We start from the raw sequence: 18,610 nt of genomic DNA, 5'->3' as shown, positions 1-18,610 counted from the left end.
CTTGACGTCAACCGTTGGCGGGGGGTTGGCTGTCTGTGATCAGTTCATGGCAATGCGCACATCCGCGCTCCTTCGACCGCCGTGAGCCGAAACACAAGAAGAGTGCGTGAGGAAGTTCGCGGTGTCCCCACCCCCGCCTCCCCTCGGCCGTGGCCGCAGACGTGCGTCTCAGGCCTTCGACGAGGCCCTCGACGACACCGACCTCGTCGCCGCGCGCGCCGCACTGGCGCAGGGCCGCTGGCAGAACACCCGCTCCCTGCTGGTGCACACCGGAGACGACTGGGACCGGCGCGGCCACCGCCTCACGGTTCTCGCCCGGGAGTCCTACTGCGCCGCATGGGCCCGCGAGTGGCTGCTCGCCGAGCCCGAGTCCGCCGACGCCTTGGTGCTGCTCGCCCTCGCCCAGGTCAGGCGCGTGCTCACGGGCAAGGGAAAGCCGGCCCGGGCCCGCGAGGACTGCCTGACCGCCGCCGACCGCGTCCCCGCCGACCCCACGCCCTGGCTCGGACTGCTCATGCTGGAGTGCGCCGTCGGCACCGACCAGGACGTGGTCCGCGCCTTCGAGCAGGTCCGCGGCCGGTACGCCGACCACCATCACGCCCACCACCTGATGGTCACGAGGCTCGCCGGACGCCGCCCCGAGGCCGGCCCGGACCCGCTGCACGAGGTCTACGACTTCGCCAACTGGGCCGCCGAACAGGCACCGGCCGACTCCCCGCTCGCGATGCTGCCGGTCATCGCGCACGCCGAGCGCTACCGCGTGCTGGCCGCCGCCGGGTACGAACCCGCGGACCCGGCCGCCTCGGGCCACTGGACCGGCCGCCGCGCCCGGCAGGTGATGAAGTCCGCCTTCGACTGGTGGCTGGAGTGGGAGCTCGAAGGCCACCCGCGCCGGCTGATCGATCTGAACTTCCTCGCCCACGCCAAGTTCTGCGAGGGGCGGGGCGCCGAGGCCGCCGCCCTGTTCCACCGGATCGGCCGGCACGCGACGCCCGCGCCCTGGTCGTACCCGGACCGCGACCCGCACACCGCTTTCGCCGCCGCCCGCGCCGGCGCACTCGGCACCGCCTGACCCCCGGAAACCCAGAAGTGAGGACGCTCTCCCGATGACCACGGACAGTTCGAGCACGAGCACGTCCGCCGCCGGTGGCGGCATCAGTACGTTCAAGGGACAGGAACGGGCCCTGCGCGCCGACCGCCTCGGCACCGGGGGGCTGCTGCTCTCCGTCCTCGCGGCGACCGCCCCGCTCATGGTGGTCGCCGGTGTCATGCCCACCACATTCGCGGTGATGGGCATCGTCGGCCAGCCGCTGCTCTTCGTCCTCCTCGGCGTCGTCCTGATCCTCTTCAGCGTCGGATACGCCGAGATGAGCCGCCACGTCCACAACGCGGGCGCCTTCTACGCCTACATCTCCCGCGGTCTCGGCGGCACCGCCGGCGCGGGCGCCGCCCTGGTCGCCCTCGTCGCCTACAACGCGCTCCAGGTCGGCATCTACGGCATCTTCGGCTTCGAGGTGTCCGGGCTCTTCGCCACCTACGCCGAGGTCGAGGTCGCCTGGTGGATACCGGCGCTCGCCGCCGCGCTCGCCGTCGGGCTGCTGGGCTGGCTGAAGATCGACGTCAATGCGCGCGTACTCGGCGTGCTGCTGGTCATCGAGGTGCTCCTCGTCGTGATCTTCGACGTCGCCGCCCTCGCCGACCCCGCGAAGGAAGGCCTGTCGCTGCACGCCTTCAACCCCGACACCCTCACCGGCGCGGGCGTCGGCACCGCGCTGTGCTTCTGCATCGCCGCGTTCCTCGGCTTCGAGCAGGCCCCCGTCTACGCCGAGGAGACCAGCCGGCCGCACGTGCTGGTACCGCGCGTGATGTTCCTCGCCGTCGGCGGGGTCGCCGTCTTCTTCGCGCTCAGCAGCTGGGCCCTCACCGTCGCCACCGGCCCCTCCGCGATCGTCGGCACATCCCAGAAGCAGAGCGCCGGACTGCTGTTCTTCCTCACCGAGTCCCGCCTCGGCGGCACCTTCACGGACGTCCTGCACGTCCTGTTCGTCACCGGCATGTTCGCCGCCCTGCTCAGCTTCCACAACGTCGTCGCCCGGTACGCCTTCGCCATGGGCCGCGAGGGACTGCTGCCCGCCGCCTTCGGCCGCACCAGCGGCAGCAGCGGCGCCCCCGGCACCGGCTCGCTGCTCCAGACCGTCGTGTCCGTGGTCGTCGTGATCGCCTTCGCGATCGCCGACGACAAGCCGGTCGGCGACCCCACCGAGCCCGTCCTGCACCTGTTCACCTGGTTCGGCAACATCGGTGCTCTCGGCGTGATCGTGCTGATGGCGGCGGCCTCGCTGTCGGTCGTCGTGTTCTTCGTGCGCCGCGGCGCCGCGGGCGCCCAGGCCTGGCGGCTGGTCACCTCCGGCCTGGCGTGCGTCGCCCTGCTCGTCATCGCCGGCTACACGGTGAAGGACTTCGAGGTGCTGGTCGGCGCCGGCCCCGGCTCCTCACTGAGCTGGGTGCTGCCCGGCATCATCGGCCTCGCCCTGGCCGGGGGCCTGGTCCTCGGTCTGGTGCTGCGCGCCCGCGCCCCCGAGAAGCACGCCCGGATCGGCCTCGGCAACGAGGCGTTCCAGCTGGACAAGGCGGCGTCGTCCTGAGACGGCGCGCCTCACAGGTCGTTCGCGCGTAAGAAGTCGTTACGGAAGTCTGACGAGCACCCGCGATCCCTGTCCCGCAGGGGCCGCGGGTGTTCGAATGAGAACGTGGACAAGAACGCGGACGACGACGTGAATGGGGGCGTGCCCGAGGACGTACAGGACGGCGTGAACGACGGACACCCCGAGGAGCGGGGCACCCCGATCGGCCGCCGCGTCTTCCTCGGCACCCTCGGCCTGGGCGCACTCGGCGTGGTCGCCGCGCCCAAGCTGCAGCGCGGCCTGGAGGGCTTCCTCGGCGGTACCGCCGGCAAGGACCCCACCGGCCTGACCGGACTGCTCCCGAACGGCGGCGGCTTCCGCTACTACTCGGTCGCCTCGTCCGTCCCGCGCAAGAACGCCGACACCTACCGCCTGAAGGTGGACGGCCTGGTCGACCACCCCGCGACCTACACCCTGGCCGATCTCAGAGCCCTTCCGCAGACCCGCATGGTCCGCGACGTCCAGTGCGTCACCGGCTGGCGCGTCCCGCACACCGCCTTCGAGGGCGTACGCCTCGCCCGCCTGCTGGACGAGGCCGGAGTCCGCCCCGGCGCCAAGGCGATCCGCTTCACCTGCTTCGACGGCACCTACAGCGAGAGCCTCACCCTCGGCCAGGCCCGCCGCGCGGACGTCCTGGTCGCGCTGCGCATGCAGGACAAGGACCTCGGCCACTCCCACGGCGGCCCGGTCCGCCTCTACGTGGCGCCCATGTACTTCTACAAGTCGGCCAAGTGGCTCTCCGGCATCACCGTCACCGACGACGTCGAGCCCGGCTACTGGGAGGAACGCGGCTACGACGTCGACGCCTGGGTCGGCCGCTCGAACGGACGGGACGATGACCCCACGAGCTGACGCCCCCGCCGGGGTCAGGCGCTTCAGCCGGACGGAGCGCTGGGTGCACCGCACGACCGCCGCCCTGATGGGTGTCTGCGTCCTGACCGCGGCCTGCCTCTACATACCCCAGCTCGCCGAACTCGTCGGCCGCCGCGCCCTGGTCGTCACCCTGCACGAGTGGGCCGGCCTGGCCCTGCCCGTCCCCGTCCTGGCAGGCCTCGCCTCCCGTGCCTTCCGCGCCGACCTCCGCCGCCTCAACCGCTTCGGCCCGCACGACCGCACCTGGCTGCGTGCCGCCCTGCACCGCGACAAACGGCACGCGTCCCGCCCGGCAGGCAAGTTCAACGCCGGCCAGAAGCTCTACGCGGCCTGGATCGCCGGCACCACACTCGTCATGCTGGGCACCGGCCTGATCATGTGGTTCACCCACCTCACCCCACTCGTGTGGCGCACCAGCGCGACCTTCGTCCACGACTGGCTGGCCCTCACCATCGGCATCGTCCTGGCCGGTCACATCGGCATGGCCCTGGCGGACCCGGAATCCCGCCGTGGCATGCGCACCGGGTCGGTGAGCCGGGAGTGGGCGGACCGGGAGCACGCGCTGTGGCGGCCGTGAGTCAGCCGGGCCCGGTCGGCGGGACACCACGCCTGCGCCGCACGGAGGCGACCGTGACGGCCCCGAGCAACGGCCCCCACAGCAACAGCGGGGCGTAGCAGACGGAGAACACGGCGGCCTCCCAGCCGCCCGCCGCTGTCGGGCAGTCGGACGGGAGCGGCTCTCCCCGCAGGGTGACTCCGGCAGCCTCCGCGACCGACGCGGCGGTCCACAGGGCCGTCAGCACCACCGCGCCGAGGGCGGCCGGCACGACCGCGCCCCAGGTCGGCACCCTGCGCCCCCGCAACAGCGGGACCCAGCGCGGGAACACCTCACCCCAGGCGGCCACCAGCCCCACCGCGGTGAACGCAACCAGCTCGGAGAGCACCGAGAGCAGGGCACGACGAGCGGAACGGTGTAGGCGGCGCTCCGCGCCCACCGAGGCACCCCGGCCACCGGCGCGTGAGCGGCGGCCCAGGCCCTGCGCAGCCGCCCGGGCGGGCGCGGGACCCCGGGTGGTGGGACGGACGAGACGGTGCTGGTCATGAGCCCAAGGTCGCAGTCGCTCGACGAGCGTGGATCACCCCGGGGAAGGAACCGACTCCACCACTCGCGGGAGACGCGCAGGGCCACCGGCGCCCTAAGGGGCGCGGGGCTGTATCGATCTGCGGCTCCGCCGCGCGGGCGCGACCAGCCACAACGCACCCGCACCCGCACCCGCACCCGCCCGACAGCAACAACCCCTACGGCGCTGCCGTGAAATCCAACAGCACCTTGCAGGACCGACTCCGATCAGCAGCCAGGGCAAAAGCGGACTCGGCGTCCCGCACCGGAACCACCGCACTGACCAGCCCGTCGAACGCCGGCTCCACCGCGAGCAGGGCCAACGCCTCGTCGAACTCGGTGTCGAACCGGAACGCCCCCCGCAGCTCGATCTCCCGGCTCACCACGAGATTCCCCGCGAACGGACTCTGCCCCGGCGGCAACATCCCCAACTGCACCACGACCCCACCGCGCCGCACCCGCCGCAGACACGCGTCGAGCCCGGCCGCGACCCCGGACGCCTCGATCGCCACGTCCACTTCATCAGGCCACCCGGCGTCGTCCGGGTCATCGGCCCGTACGACCGTCCCGGCACCGGCGATCCGCGCGTACTCCAGCGCCTCGGGCAGCAGATCCGTCACCGTGACATGCGCCGCCCCCGCCGCCTTCGCCGCCGCGACCACCAGACACCCGATGGGCCCGGCACCGGTCACCAGCACATGCCTGCCGGCCACCTCCCCGGCCCGCCGCACCGCGTGCACGGCGACGGACAGGGGCTCGGCGAGCGCGGCCCGGCGCAGTTCGAGACCGTCCGGCAAGGCCCGCACCTGCTCGGCGGGCACGACCACCTGCGCCGCGAAACCACCCTGCACGTGCGGGAAGCGCGCCGCACTGCCCAGATAGGCGGTGTCGCGGCACACGTTCCGCCGCTTGTCCCCGCACTCGGGGCACACCCCGCACGGGGTCGCCGGATGCACGGCGACGGCCGTACCCGGAGCCGGCCCCGACGCGCCCGCCCCGTACTCCAGGACGGACCCGACGACCTCGTGGCCGAGCACCATCGGCTCCCTGAGCCGGAAGTCACCGACCCCGCCGTGCCGCCAGTAGTGCAGATCGGACCCGCACACCCCGCCGTACCGCACGGCCACCAGCGCCTGCCCCGGCCCGGGGACCGGCACCGGCAACTCCGCCACCCTCAGGTCGTCCTGACCGTGGATCACACAACCCAGCATCGCAGCCTCCCGGATGGTCACAGCACGCTCGTCATGCCGCCGTCGACGTACAGCACCTGTCCGCTGACGAAGTCCGCGGCGGGGGAGGCGAGGAACAGCACCCCGCCCACCAGGTCCTGGGTCCGGCCCCAGCGGCCGGCCGGGGTGCGCCGACGCACCCAGGCGCTGAACTCCTCGTCATCGACGAGGGGCTGGGTCAGCTCGGTCTCGATGTAGCCCGGGCCGAGCCCGTTGACCTGCACACCGCTCGGACCCCAGTCCGCGCACATGCCCTTGGTGAGCATCTTCAGCGCGCCCTTGGTGGCCGCGTACGGCGCGATCCCGGGCCGTACCACCTCGCTCTGCAGCGAGCAGATGTTGACGATCTTGCCGTGGCCGCGTTCCGTCATCCGGCGCGCCGCCTCACGGCCGACCAGGAAGGCACTGGTCAGGTTGGTGTCCAGGATCCGGTGCCAGTCGGAGTCGGTGAACTCCAGCAGCGGGGCGCGCAGTTGCATGCCCGCGTTGTTGACGAGGATGTCGAGCGGGCCCACCCGCTCCTCGACGTCCGCGATCCCGTCCGCCACGGACGGCCCGTCGGTCACGTCGAACGCCGCCGTGTGCACCTTGTCCCCGGGCAGCCCGGCGGCCGCTTCGGCGAGCCGGTCCTTGTCGCGTCCGTTCAGGACGACCGTGCAGCCGGCCTCCGCGAGACCACGGGCCAGGGCCAGCCCGATGCCCCGGCTGGAGCCGGTCACCAGGGCCGTACGGCCGCTGATGTCGAAGAGAGGGTGAGCCGTCATAGCAGTTCCTACTCCTAAATCACCAGGGACAACAGCAGAACGATGCCGCCGGCGACCACCGAGATGATCGTCTCCATGACGGACCAGGTCTTGATGTTCTGGCCGACGCTCAGCCCGAAGTACTCCTTCACCATCCAGAACCCGGCGTCGTTGACATGGCTGAAGAAGAGCGAGCCGGCGCCGATGGCCAGGACGAGGAGCGCCGCGTGCGTGGTCGACATGTCGGCCGCGAGCGGGGCGACCAGACCGGCCGCCGAGACCGTCGCCACCGTCGCCGAACCGGTCGCGAGCCGGATCGCCACCGCGATCAGCCAGGCCAGCAGCAGCGCGGGGATCGACCAGTCCTTCGAGATGTCCAGGACCATCTGGCCCACCCCGGTGTCGATCAGCGTCTGCTTGAAACCACCGCCGGCGCCGACGATCAGCAGGATGCCCGCGATCGGCGCGAGGCTCTTCTCGACGAGCGGCGAGATCCGCTCCTTGGAGAACCCGGCGGGCCGCAGCAGGGTGAAGATGCCGACCAGCACCGAGGCGAGCAGCGCGATCATCGGGGCGCCGATCACGTCGAAGACGCGCTGGACCGGGTTCTCCACATCGTCGATGACGATGTCGACGAGCGCCTTGGCCAGCATGAGGATCACCGGCAGCAGGACCGTGAACAGCGTGGCGCCGAAGCCGGGGCGCTTCTCCAGGTCCTCCGAAGCGCGCTGCGGGATCATGTTCTCGGGCGCGGGGACGTCCACCCAGCGGGCCGCGTACTTCGAGAACACCGGGCCGGCGATGATCACCGTGGGTATCGCGACGAGGACACCGAGGGCCAGCGTCACACCGAGGTCGGCCTTGACCGCGTCGATCGCGACCAGCGGACCGGGATGCGGCGGCACCAGACCGTGCATCACGGACAGGCCCGCGAGCGCCGGGATGCCGATCCGCATCAGCGAGTAGTTGCCGCGCTTGGCGACCATCAGCACCACCGGGATCAGCAGCACGATGCCGACCTCGAAGAACAGCGGCAGCCCGATCACGGAGGCGATCAGCACCATCGCCCACGGCATCGACCGGCCGCCGGCCTTGGCGAGGATGGTGTCGACGATCTGGTCGGCGCCGCCGGAGTCGGCGAGCATCTTGCCGAGGATCGCGCCGAGGGCGATCAGCACACCGACACCGGCGACCGTGGTGCCGAGTCCGGTGCTGAAGCTGAGGAGGACCTTGTCCAGCGGTGCCCCGGCGATCGCGCCGAGCGCCAGTGACCCGATGGTCAGCGCCAGGAACGCGTGCAGCTTGAACTTGGTGATGAGCAGGACGATGACGGCGATGCCCGCCAGGACGGCGATGCCCAGCTGAGCGTGTCCGGCCGAGGTGATCGGCTCGGGTGCGTCCGCTGCCAGCATCTCGACGCTGAGTCTGGTCACGGGAGGGGGCCCTTGTCTTCGGGGGAGTGGGAGAGGGGAGGGAGAGACCGTCAGGGGCTACTGGACGGCTTCGGGGAGGCCCGCCAGGGCGAGCGCGGCGCGCTCGGTGATCTCCTGCGGACTGCCCGACACGTCCACGCCGACCCCCGCCTCGTCCGTCTCCAGGGGCTGGAGCGTGGCGAACTGGGAGTCGAGCAGTGCCGTGGGCATGAAGTGCCCCTGCCGGTGCGACATCCGGTCCTCGATCAGCGCGCGGTCGCCCGTGAGGTGCACGAAGACCACGCCCGGCGCGGCGGCGCGCAGCCGGTCGCGGTACGACCGCTTCAGTGCCGAGCAGCTGACCACCCCGCCGAGCCCGGCCCGCCCGTGCGCCCACTCGCCGATGGCGTCGAGCCAGGGCCCGCGGTCCTCGTCGGTGAGCGGCGTACCGGCCGACATCTTGGCGATGTTGGCCTGCGGGTGGAAGTCGTCGCCCTCGGCGTACGGAACGCCGAGCCGGGCCGCGAGCAGGGGACCGATGGTGGTCTTGCCGGTGCCGGCGACGCCCATGACCACGACGACGTGGGGGGTGTTCATCGCTGCCTCACTGTCTGCTGTCTTCGTCGACACGTGATGTCGACGCAACTGAAACCCATTAGGTACGACGAATTCAAGAGTCCGTGACGAATAAGTCTGACTTTTTGTCTGCGTGATCCACCCCGTACGCTGAGTGCATGAGCACACCGGGCCGGGGGCTGCACGGCCATGTACTGGACACCCTCGGCCCCGAGATCACGGCGGGCGAGTACCCGCCCGGCAGCGTGCTGCGCACGGACGAGCTCGCCCAGCGTTTCGACGTGTCGCGCTCCGTGATGCGTGAGGCGGTCCGTGTCCTCGAGTCCATGCACCTGGTCGAGTCGCGCCGCCGCGTCGGCGTCACGGTCCGTCCGACGGCCGAGTGGAACGTCTACGACCCCCAGGTCATCCGCTGGCGCCTGGCCGGCAAGGACCGCCCTCGGCAACTGCGCTCCCTCACGCTGCTGCGCTCCGCGATCGAACCGGTCGCGGCCGGCCTCGCCGCCCGGCACGCCACGGCCGAACAGTGCGCCGAACTCACCGAGTGCGCCCTCGGCATGGTCGCCAACTCACGCGGTCACAAGCTCGAGGAGTACCTCGTCCACGACATGGCCTTCCACCGTGCCATCCTGGACGCCTCCGGCAACGAGATGTTCGCCCGCCTCGGCGACGTCGTCGCCGAGGTGCTGGCCGGCCGCACCCATCACGACGTGATGTTCGAGGACCCCGACCCGGCCGCCGTCACCCTGCACGTCCAGGTCGCCGAGGCGGTCCGCGCGGGCGACGCGGTACGGGCGGAGGAACTGACCCGCGAGATCACGGTCGGCGCCCTCCAGGAACTCGACATCCTGGCGCCGTAGCTCCGGCTACGCCGGGAAATCCCCGTCGACGTACACCCAGGCCCCGTCCACCCGCTCGAACCGGCTCCGCTCATGCAGCGAGCCACCCCGGTACGACGCCCGGAACTCCACCGTCCCGGTGGAGTGGAACGCGGTCCCGTCACGCGTGTCCAGGATCTCCAGCCCGGTCCACCGCATCCCCGGATCGAGCTCCAGCCGCCCGGGCCGCGTCCGCGGATGCCACGTCCGCAGCAGATACGCGGTGTCCCCCTTCACGAAGGCGCAGTACCGCGACCGCATCAACGCCTCGGCGGTCGGCGCCGCAGCGGCACCGGAGTGATACCGGCCGCAGCACACCTCGTAGGTCCCGGGCAGCCCGCACGGGCAGGAACGGCTGGTCATGGTCACCCTTCGACAACGCCTGAGGGCCGTGACCTCGCGGTCACGGCCCTCAGCTTCATGTGTCCGAGGGGGGACTTGAACCCCCACGCCCGATAAAGGGCACTAGCACCTCAAGCTAGCGCGTCTGCCATTCCGCCACCCGGACAAGGTGTCTGTCGCGTGGGTTCTCCCCGCGGCGACGACGTAAACATTACCAGGCTTTCCGGGGTGGCCGATCACCCCCCATGCGTGCCCCGGACGGGCGTGAACGGCGTGTGACGGGCCGGGAGCGGTCTTGGGGTGCGCGCCCGCGGGGAGGGAGGATGAGGGGGACCCACCAGCAGTGACAGCGGGAGGAAGCACGTGAGCGAGACGGACACGGCCAGGAGCGTCACCGGCGAGGACGAGGTCGTGGACCTCTGCCGCGAGCTGATCCAGATCGACACCAGCAACTACGGCGACCACTCGGGTCCGGGCGAGCGGAAGGCGGCCGAGTACGTCGCCGAGAAGCTCGCCGAGGTCGGGCTCGAACCGCAGATCTTCGAGTCCCACCCGGGCCGCGCCTCCACGGTGGCCCGGATCGAGGGGGAGGACCCCTCGCGGCCCGCGCTCCTCATCCACGGCCACACCGACGTCGTACCGGCCAACGCGGACGACTGGACCCACCACCCCTTCTCCGGCGAGGTCGCCGACGGCTGCGTGTGGGGCCGCGGGGCCGTCGACATGAAGGACATGGACGCGATGACCCTCGCGGTCGTGCGCGACCGGCTGCGCAGCGGCCGCAAGCCCCCGCGCGACATCGTCCTCGCCTTCCTCGCGGACGAGGAGGCCGGTGGCACCTACGGCGCCAAGCACCTCGTGCGCAACCACCCCGAGCTGTTCGAGGGCGTCACCGAGGCGATCAGCGAGGTGGGTGGATTCTCGTTCACGGTGAGCGAGCAGCGGCGGCTCTACCTGATCCAGACGGCCGAGAAGGGCATGCACTGGATGAAGCTCACCGTGGCCGGCACGGCAGGGCACGGGTCGATGATCCACCGGGACAACGCGATCACCGAGCTGTCGGAGGCCGTCGCCCGGGTGGGGCGGCACAAGTTCCCGGTGCGGGTCACGAAGACCACCCGCGCCTTCCTCGACGAGCTCGGTGACGCGCTCGGCACCGAACTCGACCCGGAGGACATGGAGTCGACCCTCGCGAAGCTGGGTGGCATCGCCAAGCTCATCGGCGCGACCCTGAGCAACACGGCGAACCCCACCCAGCTCGGTGCCGGCTACAAGGTCAACGTCATCCCGGGCGAGGCGACCGCCCATGTGGACGGACGGTTCCTGCCCGGGTTCGAGGAGGAGTTCCTCGCCGACCTCGACCAGCTCCTCGGCCCGAACGTGCGGCGCGAGGACGTCCACGCCGACAAGGCCGTCGAGACCACCTTCGACGGGGCGCTCGTGGCGGCGATGCAGTCCGCGCTGCTGGCCGAGGACCCGACCGCCAAGGCGATTCCCTACATGCTCTCCGGCGGGACGGACGCCAAGTCCTTCGACGACCTGGGCATCCGGGGCTTCGGCTTCGTGCCGCTGAAGCTGCCGCCGGAGCTGGACTTCGCCGGCATGTTCCACGGCGTGGACGAGCGGGTGCCGGTGGAGGGCCTCCAGTTCGGTGTGCGGGTGCTCGACCGGTTCATCGACGCGTCCTGAACCGGCCGGAGCGGAATGCCCGCGGCCGGAACGCCCGTATTCGGTCGGGCGTGCGAGATCGACTGGGAAGGGTGAATGCGACCATAAGCTCGTAGCCTCATTACTCCCTCCTCGTTACAGGTAATGCGATCGCAAGATGGGTCGCTTTGCCAACTAGGAGGAATAATGATCAAGAAGGTCGTCGCTGCTGCGGCTGCCACCGGTGGGCTGGTTCTCGCGGGCGCGGGCCTCGCCGTCGCCGACTCGGGTGCCCAGGGTGCCGCGGTGCACTCCCCGGGCGTCCTGTCCGGCAACGTTGTTCAGGTGCCCGTTCACGTCCCGGTGAACGTCTGCGGCAACACGGTCTCCGTGATCGGGCTGCTGAACCCCACCTTCGGCAACACCTGCATCAACAAGTGATGCTTTCCCCTCGCTGAGGGGAGTTTCAAAGCCATCGGTCCCGGAGTGCGTGCCATGCGCTCCGGGACCGAACGCTTCTTTCGAGGAATTCGAGAAGAACTCGAAAAGAATTCGAGACACGGTCGAAGGCAGGTATTCAGTAATGCGACAGGTCACCCGCAAGGGTCTGATGACCGTGGCGGCCGCGACCGGCGTGATCGCCGCCGCGGGCGGCGCGGCGCACGCCGACTCGGGCGCCCATGGCGCCAGTTCGGGCTCGCCCGGCGTGCTGTCCGGAAACACGGTCCAGGCGCCGGTGCACGCCCCGGTCAACGTCTGCGGCAACACCGTCAACGTCGTCGGGGTGCTCAACCCGTCGGTGGGCAACTCCTGCGCCAACAAGGGGGGCGGATCGTCGTCCGGCGGACACGGCGAGCACCGTGGCCACGGGGGCGCGCACGCCGGCGGACACGCCACCGACTCGCCCGGTGTCGGCTCGGGCAATCACGTCCAGGCGCCGATCCACGTGCCGGTGAACGTCTGCGGCAACAGCGTCGACATCATCGGCGTCGGCAACCCCAGCGCGGGCAACGACTGCCGGAACGGCGGCTCCGGCGGACACCACGGCAACCCGCCCGGCGGCGGCCACGAGAACCCCGGGCAGCCGGGCAACCCCGGTAACCCTGGAAACCCTGGTAACCCGGGCAACCCTGGAAACCCTGGGAACCCCGGTAACCCTGGAAACCCTGGTAACCCGGGCAACCCTGGAAACCCTGGGAACCCCGGTAACCCCGGTAACCCCGGTAACCCTGGTAACCCCGGCAACCCTGAGGGGCCCGGTCGCCCCGGCACCCCGGGCACGCCGCCCAGCACCGGCGACGGGACGCCGGGCGGTTCCTCGCACGGCAACCAGCCGGGCGGCCGGCTCGTCACGCGGCCCGGCGGCGACGCCCAGCTCGCGAGCACCGGCAGCGACCTGCCGCTGGGGCTCGTCCTGCCGGCCGGTGCGGGCGCGCTGCTGGCGGGCGCGGTCCTCTACCGCAAGGCACGCGCCTCGGCCTGACGCCACCGCGAACGGAGCGGGCCCCGCCACACGGCGGGGCCCGCTCCGTCACATGCCTTCTCCCAGTGCGCCGCCCCAGCTCACCACGTGGCCCGCACCTGGCGGATGATCCGCCGGCGCAACCGCACCTTGCGGCTGCCGTCCCGCAGCAGGCTCAGACGGTACAACTCCCAGTGACCGTACTCGGCATGGTCCGTCAGCAGACGTGCCGTTTCCTTGCGGGAGACCCCGCGAGGTACGTACACGTCGACAAATTCGTATTCCGGCATCGCATCTATTGTGCGGGCTGGGGCCTGGTACGGATAGCGTCTGCACTATGTCTGATGCTGCGCAGCCCACCGCTGCCGAGGTACGCGCCGCCGCCGAGGCGGTCAAGACCGCGCTCGACCGCCACCTGGCCGCGGTCGAACGCAGGTCGGGGGAGGACGACCCGGCCGTCTACGAGGCGTTCAACCAGCTGGCCGCGGCCGCAGAGGTGTACGACGAACTGCTCTACGACCGCTACGACGAGGTCACCCCCTTCGAGATCCCCGGTGCGGAGGACGCGCTGCCGCCGTACAACGGGCCCGAGGAACCGAACGCGCTGAGCGTACTCATCCGCCGCGACTACGCGGTGGCCGAGCCGCAGCGGCTGCTGGCGCAGGCCGAGCGGATCGAGGCCGCGGAGGGCGAGGACGGCCCGGCCGCCTCCGGGACGGTCCACGGCGCGCTCGGCCTCCTCTTCGGAGAGTTCGAGCCCGACGAGATCGCCTCCCGGCACAAGGAGTTCGGACTGGAGGAGGGCGACTCCACGCTTTGGGTGACGGCCGCCGACGAACCGGCCGAACCCGGCGAGTGGCTGGAGGCGCCGTTCGAGCAGGTCGATCCGCAGCAGGTGGTCTGCCGCTTCGACGTCAGCGCCGTCTTCGACGAAGAACCCGACGACGTCGACGACGATGACGCCGCCGACGGCGACGGCGAGGCCGAGGACCTGGACGACCTCGACACGGACCTCGACGAGGACGAGGACCTGGAACCACTGGACGCGGACCGCCGCTGAGCGCAGGCGTCGCCACCACGATCAGCCACCGCGAGGGGGGTGGTCACGGGACCGGTCCCGTGACCACCCCCCTCGTCAGCTGCCCCCGACCTGCGGGGCGAGCAGCACGGGAAGCCGGGTCGTCCGGGGCTTGGCCGGAACCTCGGCCACGGCCTTCGGCAACGCCTGTTCCACGCCGTGCACCACGGAGAGATGGCGGTCGGCCCGCCCGAACGCCGTGTACACCCACGGCCGGCTGAGGGCCTGCGCGGCATCGCCGGGCAGGACCACGACCACCGCGGGCCACCGGCTCCCCACGGCCTGGTGCGCGGTGAGCGCCCACCCGTGACGCACGGACTGCTCCACCCGCTCCCTGGGCACGACGACGGCCTCGCCCTCGCACGACAGGTGCAGCCCCTCGGCGTCCGCCTTCACCACCGTGCCCGGCAGCACCCGCCCGGGGGTGGGGGAGTGGACGACCCGGTCGCCGGGGTCGAAGCCGCCGAAGCGGCCCGGGCCCGGATTGAGCCGCTCCTTCAACGCCGCGTTGAGCGCACGCGTGCCGACGGCACCGCCGTGCCCCGGTGTGATCACCTGTGTCTGCTCGGCCGGTACGCCGATCGCCCGCGGCACCGAGTCCGCGACGAGCTGCACCGTCCGGTGCACGGCCTCACCGGCGTCCCGCACCGGCACGATCACGACCTCCTTGCCCGGGGCCTCGACCTGGTTCAGCTCGCCGATGCCGATACCGGAGACCAGCTCGCCCAGCGGCCCCGGATCCGGCTGCCGTGAGGCGACCTGGGGGCAGATCCGCGCCGCGAGCAGATCGGCGAACACCCGGCCCGGACCCACGGACCAGAGCACCGCCGGATCCCCGGCCAGCACCAGCCGCGCCCCGTCCGGCAGCGACTCGGTCAGCAGCGCCGCCGTCTCGACGTCCAGCTGCGGTGCGTCGAGCACGACGAGCAGATCCAGATCCAGCGCCCCGTCGGCGTCCCGCCCCGGCCCCTCGGACCCGGCGAGCAGCCCGGCGACGGTGCAGACGGGGGCGGCGGGGGAGTCGTCGTCGGCGGACGGGGAGCCCGGCGCGGCTTCGGCCGTGCCCGAGCGGGGCACCAGGGCGGCGAAGCGGCTGCGGCCGACGGGGCCGTGCGCGGCGGCCCAGGCGCGCAGGCCCAGGGAGTGTGCGGCGGTCAGCAGGGCCGCGGGCTCGGCCAGGGAGGCCGCGCCACCGGTGTGCAGGACCAGACCATGAGCGGCGACCGCGCGGATCAGCTCACCCGCCGCCCCCTGGGCCGAGGCGGCGGCCCGCTCCCACTCCCCGGCCGAACCGCCCTGCTCGGGCGCCGAGTTGGCCAGCCGGGCCAGACCGTCGGCGAGGCTCTCCTCCGCGAGCGCGTACCGCTCGAGGCCGACCAGGAGGCGGACCGGGCGTGCCTCGTCCCCTTCGTCCTCCTCAGCGTCCTCGGCGTCCTCCGCCCTGGCCGGGGCCGGAGCACCGGTCTCCTCCAGGGCGTCCTGGAAGACCAGCGCCTCACCCTCCGCGATGGTGTCCTGCACCGCACGGTCGGGGTCCGGCACGCCCCGCTGGGCCAGGGCCGCCACAAGGGCCGGCATCTCCAGGGCGGTGTGCCCGGCCAGCGCGGCCTGCTCCAGGAGCCAGACGGTGACGGCCCGGCCCCGCCGCTCGTCGTCGGGGCCGCACTCGGCGCCGAGCAGCGCCCGCGCGAACCCGTCGGCCTGCTCGGGCCGCACGCCGGCGATCCGCAGCAACTGCCAGGGGTCCGCCCGCAGCCGTTCCTCCGCGCCCTCGCCGAGAGCCTCGGCCGCCTGCGGCGCGAGCACCTCCGGGGCGCCGCCCTCGCCGAGCACCGCCCGCACGGCCTGCACCGCCTCCGGCGCGGGCGCCGCCACGCCGGTGACGGCCCCGTCCGCCACCGGCTGCGGTCGCCGCACCGGCTCCGGGGCGGAGCGCCGGGGAGCGGGTTCGGGCTCCGCGAACACCGCGGCCGCCGGCTTCTCGCCGCTCTCCACCGCCCGCACGGCCGCGAGCAGATCGGCGGCCTTGCCGCTCAGCTTGCCGCCGCTCTCGATCGGCGCGCTCTTCTCGGCCTTCCGCTGTGCGATGCGCTCCCGCTCGGCCTGCTGCGCCCGCAGCTCGGCCTCGGCCTCGGACACCTGACCGGCGTCGGCCGCGTCCCCCTGGGCCTCCTCGGTCTGCGCACCACTGGTCGGCGTCCCCGGCTCGGCGTCCTCCGTGGTCTCCGGCTCCGTGCTCACAGCGTGCTCCAGTCGTGATCGGGATAGCGGTGCACAGGCGCCGACACATCGTCGAGCGCCCGGCAGATCTCGTCAGGAAGACTAAGGGTCTCCACTGACAATGCCGCCGTGAGCTGCTGCGCGTTGCGCGCGCCGACGACGGGCGCGGCCACGCCGGGCCGGTCGCGGACCCATGCCAGGGCCACCTGGAGCGGGGTCACCGCGAGACCGTCGGCCGCGGTGGTCACGGCGTCCACGATGCGGCTCGCCGTCTCGTCGAGGTACGGCGCGACGAACGGTGCGAGGTGCTCCGAGGCAGCGCGCGAGTCCGGCGGCGTCGCGTCGCCCCGGTACTTGCCGGTCAGCACGCCGCGCCCGAGGGGCGAGGACGGCAGCAGCCCGATGCCGAGGTCCAGCGCCGCCGGCAGCACCTCGCGTTCGACGCCGCGCTGGAGCAGGGAGTACTCGAGCTGCGTCCCGGCCAGCCGGGTCCGGGTGCCCGGAGCCGCCAGCTGCCAGGTCGCGGCCTTGGCCAGTTGCCAGCCGCAGAAGTTGGAGACGGCGGCGTAGCGGGCACGGCCGCTGGCGACCGCGAGGTCGAGGGCCTGGAGGGTCTCCTCCAGCGGGGTGTCCGGGTCGAAGGCGTGCACGTGCCAGAGGTCGACGTAGTCGGTGCCGAGCCGGGAGAGCGAGGCGTCCAGCGCGGAGAGCAGATGGCCTCGGGAGGCGTCGAAGCGGCGGTCGGGGTCCGGCACGCTGCCGGCCTTGGTCGAGATGACCAGGTCCCGGCGGGGCACCAGGCCGTCCATGAGCCTGCCGATCAGGTACTCGGCCTCTCCGTCGCCGTACACGTCCGCGGTGTCGACGAGGGTCCCGCCCGCTTCCCAGAACGTCTTCATCAGGTCCGCGGCGTCGTGCTCGTCGGTGTCCCGTCCCCAGGTCAGGGTGCCGAGCCCGATCCGGGACACACGCAGGCCGGTGCGGCCGAGATGCCTCTGCTCCATGAACGCCGAGATTACTGGCCAGAGCCTTCCCTGTGAGGGGCCGTGCGCAACGACTCTGCGTCAGCCCCCGGGCCCGCGCTATGGTCTCCGCACAAGGCACGTTACTGATCGGTAAGGGGATTCGGCATGCAGCTCGGCATCAACCTCGGCTACTGGGGTGCCGGAATGGACGCGGACAATCTGGCCGTCGCCCAGGAGGCCGACCGGCTCGGATACGCCGTCTGCTGGGCCGCCGAGGCCTACGGCTCCGACGCCGCCACCGTCCTCAGCTGGGTCGCGGCCCAGACGGAACGGATCGACGTCGGCTCCGCCATCTTCCAGATCCCGGCCCGCCAGCCGGCCATGACCGCGATGACGGCCGCCACCCTCGACTCCCTCTCCGGCGGCCGCTTCCGCCTCGGCCTCGGCGTCTCCGGCCCGCAGGTCTCCGAGGGCTGGTACGGCGTCAAATTCGACAAGCCGCTCGCCCGCACCCGCGAGTACGTCGAGATCGTCCGCAAGGCCATGACCCGCGAGCGCCTGTCCTACGAGGGCGAGCACTGGACCCTGCCCCTTCCCGGCGGCCCGGGCAAGCCCATCAAGCTGACCGTGCACCCGCAGCGCGAGCACATCCCGCTCTACATCGCCGCGATCGGCCCGAAGAACCTCGAGCAGACCGGTGAGATCGCCGACGGCGCCCTGCTGATCTTCCCCTCCGCCGACCACCTCGAGGACACCGCGATCTCGTACCTGCGCGCCGGGCGCGAGAAGGCCGGCAAGACCCTCGACGGGTTCGACGTCTGCCCGACCCTGCCGCTCGCCGTGGGTGACGACAAGGACGTGGCCACGCTGGCCGACACCTTCCGTCCCTACACCGCGCTGTACGTCGGCGGCATGGGCAGCCCCAAGCAGAACTTCTACAACCAGCTCGCCCGGCGCATGGGCTACGAGCAGGAAGCCGCCGAGATCCAGACCAAGTACCTCTCCGGCGACAAGCAGGGCGCCGCTGCCGCCGTACCGCACGACCTCATCGACAAGACGACGCTGCTCGGTTCCGTGGACCGCATCGCGGACCGGATGAAGGCCTACGCCGCGGCCGGGGTCACCACCCTGTCCCTCGCGCCGGCGGGCTTCACCCTGGAGGAGCGGCTCGCCTCCCTGCGCGCCGGCACGGAGGCGCTGGAGCGCGCCGGACTCGCCTGAGGTTTCAGCGGCCGTGGTGGGGGCTCGGGGGTCTTCCCCGCCACGGCCGTCACGCGGAACAACGCGTCGGACCCCCGGCGGTTACGCCGTGCCGCCCCCGGTGCGCCCGGCGCAGTTCCCCTCACGTCCGCCATTTGGCGGAGTTGTCCGGCACACCTGT

General features: G+C 72.0%; 19 protein-coding genes and 1 tRNA gene. 10 read left to right on the top strand and 10 right to left on the bottom strand.

What is annotated here, in order from left to right; all coding sequences use genetic code 11:
• Positions 1-121: 121 nt before the first annotated feature.
• From ABEA82_RS28970 to ABEA82_RS28955, 4 genes are all read left to right on the top strand, one after another.
• Positions 122-1,072: a hypothetical protein gene (locus ABEA82_RS28970; RefSeq protein ID WP_345664667.1), complete on the top strand. Its 951-nt coding sequence runs from the start codon at positions 122-124 to the stop codon at positions 1,070-1,072.
• A gap of 34 nt (positions 1,073-1,106) precedes the next feature.
• Entirely contained in the window at positions 1,107-2,645 is a 1,539-nt protein-coding gene (locus ABEA82_RS28965; protein WP_345664625.1) for an APC family permease, read from the top strand.
• A gap of 165 nt (positions 2,646-2,810) precedes the next feature.
• On the top strand, positions 2,811-3,536 hold the full coding sequence (locus ABEA82_RS28960; RefSeq protein WP_345664666.1) for a molybdopterin-dependent oxidoreductase: 726 nt from the start codon (positions 2,811-2,813) through the stop codon (positions 3,534-3,536).
• Complete coding sequence (locus ABEA82_RS28955) at positions 3,520-4,134, top strand: cytochrome b/b6 domain-containing protein (RefSeq protein ID WP_345664624.1); 615 nt, start codon at positions 3,520-3,522, stop codon at positions 4,132-4,134. The genes ABEA82_RS28960 and ABEA82_RS28955 overlap by 17 nt, the downstream gene beginning before the upstream one ends.
• A 1-nt stretch (position 4,135) precedes the next feature.
• Here the strand turns inward: ABEA82_RS28955 and ABEA82_RS28950 are convergent, their stop codons facing one another.
• The 5 genes from ABEA82_RS28950 to ABEA82_RS28930 form a co-directional block, all read right to left on the bottom strand.
• Complete coding sequence (locus ABEA82_RS28950; protein WP_345664623.1) at positions 4,136-4,501, bottom strand: hypothetical protein; 366 nt, start codon at positions 4,499-4,501, stop codon at positions 4,136-4,138.
• 355 nt (positions 4,502-4,856) lie between these two features.
• Positions 4,857-5,888, bottom strand: a complete 1,032-nt coding sequence (locus ABEA82_RS28945; RefSeq protein WP_345664622.1) for an L-idonate 5-dehydrogenase — start codon at positions 5,886-5,888, stop codon at positions 4,857-4,859.
• 17 nt (positions 5,889-5,905) lie between these two features.
• Positions 5,906-6,670: an SDR family oxidoreductase gene (locus ABEA82_RS28940; protein ID WP_345664621.1), complete on the bottom strand. Its 765-nt coding sequence runs from the start codon at positions 6,668-6,670 to the stop codon at positions 5,906-5,908.
• A gap of 14 nt (positions 6,671-6,684) precedes the next feature.
• A complete protein-coding gene (locus ABEA82_RS28935) occupies positions 6,685-8,082 on the bottom strand; it encodes a GntT/GntP/DsdX family permease (RefSeq protein WP_345664620.1) in 1,398 nt (465 codons plus the stop codon).
• A 57-nt stretch (positions 8,083-8,139) separates the two neighbouring features.
• On the bottom strand, positions 8,140-8,658 hold the full coding sequence (locus ABEA82_RS28930; protein ID WP_345664619.1) for a gluconokinase: 519 nt from the start codon (positions 8,656-8,658) through the stop codon (positions 8,140-8,142).
• 137 nt (positions 8,659-8,795) lie between these two features.
• Between ABEA82_RS28930 and ABEA82_RS28925 the strand changes: the two genes are divergently transcribed.
• Positions 8,796-9,497 (top strand): FadR/GntR family transcriptional regulator, encoded by a 702-nt coding sequence (locus tag ABEA82_RS28925; RefSeq protein WP_345664618.1) that lies wholly within the window; start codon positions 8,796-8,798, stop codon positions 9,495-9,497.
• Positions 9,498-9,503: 6 nt separating this feature from the next.
• Here the strand turns inward: ABEA82_RS28925 and ABEA82_RS28920 are convergent, their stop codons facing one another.
• Together ABEA82_RS28920 and ABEA82_RS28915 are read right to left on the bottom strand one after the other, a co-directional pair.
• The gene (locus tag ABEA82_RS28920; protein ID WP_345664617.1) at positions 9,504-9,878 is read right to left on the bottom strand and encodes a YchJ family protein; all 375 of its coding nucleotides are present in this window, start codon (positions 9,876-9,878) and stop codon (positions 9,504-9,506) included.
• Between the two features lie 60 nt (positions 9,879-9,938).
• Positions 9,939-10,023 (bottom strand) — tRNA-Leu (locus tag ABEA82_RS28915).
• 197 nt (positions 10,024-10,220) lie between these two features.
• On the opposite strand from ABEA82_RS28915, the gene ABEA82_RS28910 reads away from it, so the two are divergent.
• The 3 genes from ABEA82_RS28910 (at position 10,221) to ABEA82_RS28900 (ending at position 12,987) form a co-directional block, all read left to right on the top strand.
• Positions 10,221-11,546 (top strand): M20/M25/M40 family metallo-hydrolase, encoded by a 1,326-nt coding sequence (locus ABEA82_RS28910; protein ID WP_345664616.1) that lies wholly within the window; start codon positions 10,221-10,223, stop codon positions 11,544-11,546.
• A gap of 165 nt (positions 11,547-11,711) precedes the next feature.
• Positions 11,712-11,945, top strand: coding sequence for a chaplin ChpH (gene chpH, locus ABEA82_RS28905; RefSeq protein ID WP_345664615.1), 234 nt, complete (start codon positions 11,712-11,714; stop codon positions 11,943-11,945).
• Between the two features lie 142 nt (positions 11,946-12,087).
• Positions 12,088-12,987: a chaplin gene (locus tag ABEA82_RS28900; protein ID WP_345664614.1), complete on the top strand. Its 900-nt coding sequence runs from the start codon at positions 12,088-12,090 to the stop codon at positions 12,985-12,987.
• Positions 12,988-13,067: 80 nt separating this feature from the next.
• Here ABEA82_RS28900 and ABEA82_RS28895 read toward each other — a convergent pair whose 3' ends face one another.
• The gene (locus ABEA82_RS28895; RefSeq protein WP_003989151.1) at positions 13,068-13,256 is read right to left on the bottom strand and encodes a DUF5703 family protein; all 189 of its coding nucleotides are present in this window, start codon (positions 13,254-13,256) and stop codon (positions 13,068-13,070) included.
• Between the two features lie 47 nt (positions 13,257-13,303).
• Here ABEA82_RS28895 and ABEA82_RS28890 point away from each other — a divergent pair, with 47 nt between their 5' ends.
• Entirely contained in the window at positions 13,304-14,026 is a 723-nt protein-coding gene (locus ABEA82_RS28890; RefSeq protein ID WP_345664613.1) for a hypothetical protein, read from the top strand.
• A gap of 75 nt (positions 14,027-14,101) precedes the next feature.
• Here ABEA82_RS28890 and ABEA82_RS28885 read toward each other — a convergent pair whose 3' ends face one another.
• A complete protein-coding gene (locus ABEA82_RS28885) occupies positions 14,102-16,285 on the bottom strand; it encodes a helix-hairpin-helix domain-containing protein (protein ID WP_345664612.1) in 2,184 nt (727 codons plus the stop codon).
• The gene (locus tag ABEA82_RS28880) at positions 16,282-17,268 is read right to left on the bottom strand and encodes an aldo/keto reductase (RefSeq protein WP_345664611.1); all 987 of its coding nucleotides are present in this window, start codon (positions 17,266-17,268) and stop codon (positions 16,282-16,284) included. The genes ABEA82_RS28885 and ABEA82_RS28880 overlap by 4 nt, the downstream gene beginning before the upstream one ends.
• Positions 17,269-17,394: 126 nt before the next feature.
• On the opposite strand from ABEA82_RS28880, the gene ABEA82_RS28875 reads away from it, so the two are divergent.
• Positions 17,395-18,450: an LLM class F420-dependent oxidoreductase gene (locus tag ABEA82_RS28875; RefSeq protein ID WP_345664610.1), complete on the top strand. Its 1,056-nt coding sequence runs from the start codon at positions 17,395-17,397 to the stop codon at positions 18,448-18,450.
• Positions 18,451-18,610 lie beyond the last annotated feature (160 nt).

Origin of the sequence: Streptomyces venetus, assembly GCF_039540295.1 — a bacterium.
In the GTDB taxonomy this organism is placed as follows: domain Bacteria; phylum Actinomycetota; class Actinomycetes; order Streptomycetales; family Streptomycetaceae; genus Streptomyces; species Streptomyces venetus.
The sequence above is the reverse complement of the archived record's forward strand: the minus strand, read 5'-3'. Positions and strand labels throughout refer to the sequence as shown.